The organism is Moorena sp. SIO4A5 (genome assembly GCF_010672005.1).
GTDB lineage: Bacteria > Cyanobacteriota > Cyanobacteriia > Cyanobacteriales > Coleofasciculaceae > Moorena.
In genome coordinates, this window is sequence record NZ_JAAHHZ010000284.1 from 1 (window position 1) to 6007 (window position 6007).

The following is a 6007-nucleotide window of genomic DNA, read 5'->3' on the forward strand; positions in this document are numbered from 1 at the left end:
GTTAATTTCATAACAGGTCGATTGGTAGTGTTGGCCTTTGCTAGCACCTTTGATTTGCTTGGTTGCTTCACCTTAGGGATGCTGGCAATCATCTCAGCTGGCGGTTTTTTGGGTACCTTCACTGGAGCTGGCTCCACGGTTTCCCATGGCATTTTGATCAAATCACTGCCAAGGGAGCGAGCCACAATTCGCTCTATCGGTAGTGTTTTAATGGGTAGTGTTTTAATCGGTACTGTTTTAACGATATCTGCCGGACTAACCGTTACCCTAGGAAGGGGTGGAGGCAGGGGGGGTGGTTTAATCGTTGCAACGGTTTGTTGGCTCAGGCTTTGTCTGCTAAGGGCTGGTGGGGTTGCCTGGGACTTACCTAGGTCTAACTGAGATGGAGTCAGGGAAAACTCTCCCTTAGGAAACCGTTGTGGTCTACTAATGGTTTGTGACTCTTGGGGATTGGTATCGTTTTTTCCGAGATTGCCGAGATTTCCGAGATTTAATAAACTGACCTTTGTTGATTGATCAGCAGAAATCAGTTGGATAATAGGATGATCGTTGTAATTCCAATTATTACTCAGCCCATACCCTATACAATAGCTAGCGGCGGCTGACACGGGAATCAGTACTAAGGCTTTAAACATGGGATTATTTGATGGATTTCAACAAATTCCAATATAGGGAGTAGGGAGTAGGGAGTCGGGAGTCGGGAATCGGGAATCGGGAATCGGGAGTCGGGAATCGGGACAGCCCCCCGAGGGAGGATACGGGCAAGATGCCCGTTCCACCAAGATGCCTGTTCCACCAAGATGCCCGTTCCACCAAGATGCCTGTTCCACCAAGATGCCCGTTCCACCAAGATGCCCGTTCCACCAAGATGCCCGTTCCACAGGTGCGACCCGAACGCACCCCGCATCGGCTTTGCCGAAAGGTGCGACCCAAGGGCGCGAGCAATCCCTCGCGCCCTTGGAGGCGCGCACCGCTACGCGAATTTAATTCTTAATGGGTCAAGGGTACCTAAAAGATGCCCGTTCCACCCACCAGGTCAAAGAGCTTTTAGGAGATGCAGCTGTTAGTTTTGTCTTAGCAATAATAGACTTCGCGGCAGTTGTCGGGAACAGGGAACAGCGGATATGGGAACAGTGGACAATAATTGAGACAAACACTATCAGAAAACTACTTTTGCAAGAGGTCTAATGTTGAACTGTTACCAATAGTTTTTGAACATTCAACACTATTTATAGTTACTTTATAGTTACTTTATAGTTACTTTATAGTTACTTTAAGCTGTTCACCATTTAGATTAGGATACCTAAATTTGTCAAAGGAAACAGGCAACAGGGAATGGGGAATAACCAATTTAAATGCCGATCAGCTTATAGTTACTACTTATATAGCAATTCTCGTATTAATCAGGTACACACACCGATTTTTTACTTCTTTGCTGATCCGTTAGCGTTCGCGCAGCGTGGCCCACGGCCTCAGTCCCTAAAACCCCCCGACAGGGAACTAACTTAATAGACTAAGTTAATAGACCTCTATCCTTAATACTGGTCTTGGGGTAGTTATCAGGATTATTCCCTACAGGATTCTTCTGAAGTAGGGAATAGGGAATAGGGAGTAGGGAGTAGGGAATAGGGAGTAGGGAGTAGGGAACAGGGAATAGGGAGCAGGGAACAGGGAATAGGGAATAGGGAATAGGGAAAAATTCTGTTTACCTCAGGTGCGACTTGTGGCGAATTAAATTCGCCAAGGTCAAGGGCATCTAATAGTTAGGAAAAACGCTGTAAGAGAATAAACGTTATTCCTACAGTCACTAACTAATCGCCTCCGAATGGGTCAAGCGAACCTAATAGTTATGAAAAACGCTGTATAGCAATTTTCATGACGAGTAAGCGAAATTGCTGATTTTTTTAAGGCAAAAGGCAAAAGGCATGCATGCTAGAGCGATGCATTCCTGCTCCGTTGGCGTTTGGCCGTAGGCCACGCTAGGCTAACGCGCAGGGTTGGGCAAAGCCCTAAAGCGTGGCCTACGGCCTTAGTCCCTACTCCCTACTCCCTTTTTTTTATTTGATAGCGTTCAAATAAATATAGTGTTTTCCATACTTATGAGATATATTCAAGTTTGTTACCCCGACTCCTGACTCCTGACTCCCTACTCCCTACTCCCTAAAATTAAGTAATTTTTACCTCCACTAATTTATAAATTAAACATATATTAATTCCATCAATAATAATAACTTTTTAAAAAATATTTTGAAATTAAATAAATACAAAAATGAAATTATTCCTGATGTTATATTCAAGGTTAGTAGAAGTGATACGAGAACTAAATCGAGTTGATTATTGATCAGCTAATAAGAGAAAAACTCTTGCTAGAGTCACTAACTAATTGGCTCCGAGTTATTAACAGGTTTTGAGTGCATCTTACGTTAATTCCTGCATCATTTTTCTGGGAGTACGCTACACCACACCTATATTATTCAAACGTTACGGACTGACACTCAACTTCAGAGTCAGCTTAAGGCATGATTCACATTTCCAAGCTTGCAACCTACAGTTTTTCGGTGTTAACTCCCTGGTTTATTGGGGGTCAAGCTCCAGCAACTGCGGCAGTCGCTCATGGGGGAAACCCCCAAGACCGCGCTGCCTATAATTCATACTCTAACTACAAGGATTTAGGAACCTCTGTTTCTACTGTTAATCCTACTGTTAAGAGTCCATCGGTAAAGGTACTGCTGGGAGCAACTCCTGTGGGGCTCAGTACTACTAACCGTGAGATTAAAACTAGTCCAGAACCAGTTCACCACCTCGGTGCCATCTCTAAGGTCGCTACTCCAGTGTTAGGAGCTGCTGGTAATCACGTTAATTATCCAGTTAATTATCCAGTTAACTATCCAGTTAACTCAGTTCCCAAGGTAACCACTGAAACTGGTATAACTCCAGGAAGATTAACCTCTACTAAAAACGGTTTTTCTAGTTCATGGTTAGGGTCTACTTCAGCCTTGACTGGAAATTCTAGAACCAGTGGTACTCAGGTTACTCCAGGCTATGGATCATCCTATACATCGTATCAGCCAGTATCGAGCACACTAGTGTCTCAATCTAGTGACGGTAGTGACGCTAGTGACACCACTGACTCCTCTGAATCTCCAAACCCTTCTCCAATTCCGCAATCAATTCAAGAGAAACTTCGCGAGTACAGAGAAAAACTAGAGTCTTACCAAGTAGCGGCTGAGTTAGAAAAGCTCCCTTCAGTTTCTCCGGGGTTTAGCCTTTCCAATCCCTCCGGATTTGGGGCTGACAAGTACAACGGTTTTGTAGGGTTTAGTTTTCAATCTCGTACGCGCTATAGCGGTGGTAGCGGTGGTTTGCTCGGAGGTGGTATGGATGGAACCTTAGGATTTGGCTTTGGTCTTGGGGATGCGACCGACTCAGTGGGAGTACAGTTGTCCTATACAGTGGCTAGTTTTGGTGGTAGCCGACCCTTTGGGAGTGGAGGTGTTAATGCCAAAATACACACTCAATTTGATCCGGGATGGGCTGTTGCTTTAGGAGGAGAAGGAATCATTAACGTGGGACGATTACCAGAAGGTAGTCCAACTGAATTTAATGATTTCGAGAATACCTACTACGGAGCAGTGACCAAGGTGCTTCCCCTCAGACCTGACCCTCGTGACCCTTTTGGTCTGGCAGTAGTCACTGTCGGGGCTGGTACAGGTCGGTTTCGCAGTGAAGAACAGATTAATAATCAGGAAAACGGTATTGGTGTCTTTGGTACTGTAGGTGTGGGAGTGCTCCCGTGGGTAAGTTTAATTACGGAGTGGACGGGACAAGATTTAGCCATCGGTGCATCCATCGTCCCGTTTAAAAATATCCCTCTGACAATTACTCCCGCCGTAAGAGATATTGTTGGTGCAGGGGACGGAGCCCGTTTTGTTGTGGGTGTTGGTGGCTCAGTAGGGGATGTGATCTCTCTGTTGGATCTGATCTTCTAAAATTCCGGTTTAGGTCTCAACTGCCGTTAAGGCAAGCTAACAGGTTACACCGAGGTAAATTCACAGAGGTAAATCATGAAACTCATGCCCTCAATTAAAACTAAAACTGCCAGCGTTGTGGCAATCACTGCTTTGGCGGTGGCATCCACTTCAGTTTTGCCTGCCCAGGCTCAACATAATAATTCAGATTCTACCGGGACGAATGCGTCAGACAATACAGGTCTAATCGCACGCATTATCAAGTTTAGCATTCGCAAGCAAATCCGCGAGCAAATCCGCCAAGGAGTTGAAAAAGGAGTCCACGAGTATACTCATTTTTACGACAATGCTCAACGGCTTTTCGGGGAGATAGAAGCTTGTGCGGCGTCTAATTGTCCAGAGATGGGCAACTTACTAACCGAAGCTGCTCAGGTTGTCGAAGGCCTTCCCGAGCCACCGAACGTAAATTACTAAATCTTAGTTCTTAGAGCTGGTAATTTTTACGCCATTGCACCATGGTTTCCTCTGGATATTATGTAGTTGCCTTCATTGTTGCCGCTTTAATTGTTTTGAATACTATTCCGATAGTTAAAGCGGCTGCCATCAAGTATCAGTACACGGATTTACCAGCCGAGCGTAAAGTGCATCGACAACCAATGGTGCGTTTAGGGGGAATTTCTATTGCTGCTGGCACCTTACTGGCTCTGTTTTTAGTATGGAGTCTAGGAGGGTTGGCTGATTTTCCCCCTGGCGTTTCTTCAGAGGTTTGGGCAGTTGTTCTCGGCAGTTTCTGCTTTTTCTTGATTGGCGTCACCGACGATTTGGTGACTTTATCGCCCTTAACGCGCTTGTTACTGCAAGCGGCAGTGGCTAGTGTCGCTTGGGAAATGGGGCTGGAGATTAGCGTTGTTAGTCTTCCAGGAATGGGAATAATCGACTTAGGATGGCTGAGCTTACCCCTTACGGTCTTTTGGCTAACAGGGGTTGTCAACGCCATAAATTGGATTGATGGACTGGATGGCTTGGCTTCAGGAGTGGCTGGTCTTGCTGGGGTGATGATTTTTCTCCTCAGTTTGTTCATGGGGGAAACCGAGGCCGCACTAATTAGCGCGGCATTAGTGGGGAGTTTATTAGGATTTTTGTACTATAACTTCAATCCAGCCCAAATTTTTATGGGAGATGGTGGCTCCTACTTCATCGGTTTCACCATCGCTAGCCTAAGTGTGATGGGATTGGTGAAGGCGGCAGTGGCTACCACAGTGCTCTTACCTTTGCTGGTCTTGGCTGTACCCCTTTTAGATATGTCTGCGGTGATTACCCTGAGATTATATAACGGTAGCTCACCGTTCCAGGCGGATCAACGGCATCTCCATCATCGTTTATTAAAAGCAGGTTTGTCTCATCGACTAACGGTGTTACTGATTTACGCCCTGACCTTATGGGTTGGCAGTTTAACTTTAGTCTGTGTTGAGTTTCCTCACAGTCCGGTAATTGTCGGTAGTACAACGATTTTACTGGGATTGGTAATTTGGAGAGCATGGGAGTCTGTTGATGGCTCTTCAATGAAAGAGGGAGTGGGGAGTAGGGAGTAGGGAGCAGGGAGCAGGGAGCAGGGAGCAGGGAGCAGGGGGTGGGGATCCCCCCTAACCCCCCTTAGTAAGGGGGGAATAGCGCTGAGAAGGAAGGAGTCTTAATAAGGAGGGAATAGCGCTGAGAAGGCGGGAGTCGGGAAAAAATTATTTGTACCTGATCAGTACGAGAATTGCTACAGATCTTATTACATCTGAATTGTAAACGTGGCTGGGGAGATGGCCATCTGGCCATCTCCCCATACTCCGCGCGCCATCTCCGCGCGCCCCCTCCCCACACCTGCAATACCTCGCTTCCTACTCCCTGTTCCCGACTCCCGACTCCCGATTCCCGACTCCCGACTCCCGATTCCCGATTCCCGATTCCCGATTCCCGATTCCCGACTCCCGATTCCCGATTCCCGATTCCCGATTCCCGATTCCCGATTCCCGATTCCCTATTCCCAATTC

Annotated in this window: 6 protein-coding genes and 1 pseudogene; 4 read left to right on the forward strand and 3 right to left on the reverse strand. The window is 46.5% G+C overall.

Annotated elements, in window-relative coordinates; all coding sequences use genetic code 11:
• From F6K57_RS35045 to F6K57_RS35055, 3 genes are all read right to left on the reverse strand, one after another.
• Positions 1 to 635: hypothetical protein (locus F6K57_RS35045; RefSeq protein WP_293072593.1), on the reverse strand; the 635-nt coding region annotated here is incomplete at its 3' end.
• A gap of 4 nt (positions 636 to 639) precedes the next feature.
• The gene (locus tag F6K57_RS35050) at positions 640 to 945 is read right to left on the reverse strand and encodes a hypothetical protein (RefSeq protein ID WP_293072595.1); all 306 of its coding nucleotides are present in this window, start codon (positions 943 to 945) and stop codon (positions 640 to 642) included.
• Positions 946 to 998: 53 nt separating this feature from the next.
• Complete coding sequence (locus tag F6K57_RS35055) at positions 999 to 1157, reverse strand: hypothetical protein (RefSeq protein ID WP_293072597.1); 159 nt, start codon at positions 1155 to 1157, stop codon at positions 999 to 1001.
• Between the two features lie 1362 nt (positions 1158 to 2519).
• Between F6K57_RS35055 and F6K57_RS35060 the strand changes: the two genes are divergently transcribed.
• From F6K57_RS35060 to F6K57_RS35075, 4 genes and pseudogenes are all read left to right on the forward strand, one after another.
• Complete coding sequence (locus F6K57_RS35060; RefSeq protein ID WP_293072599.1) at positions 2520 to 3989, forward strand: hypothetical protein; 1470 nt, start codon at positions 2520 to 2522, stop codon at positions 3987 to 3989.
• Positions 3990 to 4064: 75 nt separating this feature from the next.
• A complete protein-coding gene (locus tag F6K57_RS35065; RefSeq protein ID WP_293072601.1) occupies positions 4065 to 4442 on the forward strand; it encodes a hypothetical protein in 378 nt (125 codons plus the stop codon).
• A 41-nt stretch (positions 4443 to 4483) separates the two neighbouring features.
• Complete coding sequence (locus tag F6K57_RS35070) at positions 4484 to 5560, forward strand: MraY family glycosyltransferase (RefSeq protein WP_293072603.1); 1077 nt, start codon at positions 4484 to 4486, stop codon at positions 5558 to 5560.
• Between the two features lie 216 nt (positions 5561 to 5776).
• Positions 5777 to 6007, forward strand: a pseudogene (locus F6K57_RS35075) (hypothetical protein); the annotation flags it as partial.

Coding starts and splice junctions, on each gene's coding strand:
- F6K57_RS35060 (WP_293072599.1), top strand. CDS start 2,520: ATGATTCACATTTCCAAGCTTGCAACCTACAGTTTTTCGGTGTTAACT.
- F6K57_RS35065 (WP_293072601.1), top strand. CDS start 4,065: ATGAAACTCATGCCCTCAATTAAAACTAAAACTGCCAGCGTTGTGGCA.
- F6K57_RS35070 (WP_293072603.1), top strand. CDS start 4,484: ATGGTTTCCTCTGGATATTATGTAGTTGCCTTCATTGTTGCCGCTTTA.